The organism is Bradyrhizobium sp. NBAIM08 (genome assembly GCF_020193935.1).
Lineage (GTDB): Bacteria > Pseudomonadota > Alphaproteobacteria > Rhizobiales > Xanthobacteraceae > Bradyrhizobium > Bradyrhizobium yuanmingense.
In genome coordinates this window covers 1-517 of the sequence record NZ_JADYVR010000106.1, presented here as the reverse complement: position 1 = coordinate 517, position 517 = coordinate 1, and the positions used below count along the sequence as shown (strand labels likewise).

The following is a 517-nucleotide window of genomic DNA, read 5'->3' as shown; positions in this document are numbered from 1 at the left end:
TCCCCGGTCCGGCCTGCTTCGTCGACCCGGTCGGGGTGGGCGCAGACGAGCTGCTCGCCGCCCTGAGGCGCGCGGACCCGCCGGTGATCGCGCGAATCGAGGACGGCGAGGTGGTGCTGGACCCGCGAACGATGAGCGATGAGGAGGCGCGCCTCGCGGGGCGAGCCGTCCGCGCGGCCCTTGGCTGAGTCGCGCGAGCTGGTGCTCGGGACCGCCGGGCACATCGACCACGGCAAGACGACGCTGACAGCGGCGATCACGTCGGTGCTGGCGGCGAAGTTCGGTGGCGAGGCCAAGGCCTACGACCAGATCGACGCGGCGCCGGAAGAAAAGGCCCGCGGCATCACCATCAACACCGCGCACGTCGAATACGAAACGGCGAACCGCCACTACGCGCACGTCGACTGCCCGGGGCACGCCGACTACGTCAAGAACATGATCACCGGTGCCGCGCAGATGGACGGCGCGATCCTGGTCTGCAGTGCCGCCGACGGCCCGATGCCGCAAACGCGTGAAC

The 517-nt window shown here is 70.6% G+C and carries 2 protein-coding genes; both read left to right on the top strand.

What is annotated here, in order from left to right:
- The coding region (locus I6F37_RS38635) for a hypothetical protein (RefSeq protein ID WP_225154162.1) at nt 1–188 on the top strand (188 nt) is incomplete at its 5' end.
- Nucleotides 181–517 (top strand): GTP-binding protein (locus I6F37_RS38630; protein ID WP_249795430.1); only part of this gene is annotated, 337 nt, incomplete at its 3' end. The genes I6F37_RS38635 and I6F37_RS38630, both read left to right, overlap by 8 nt.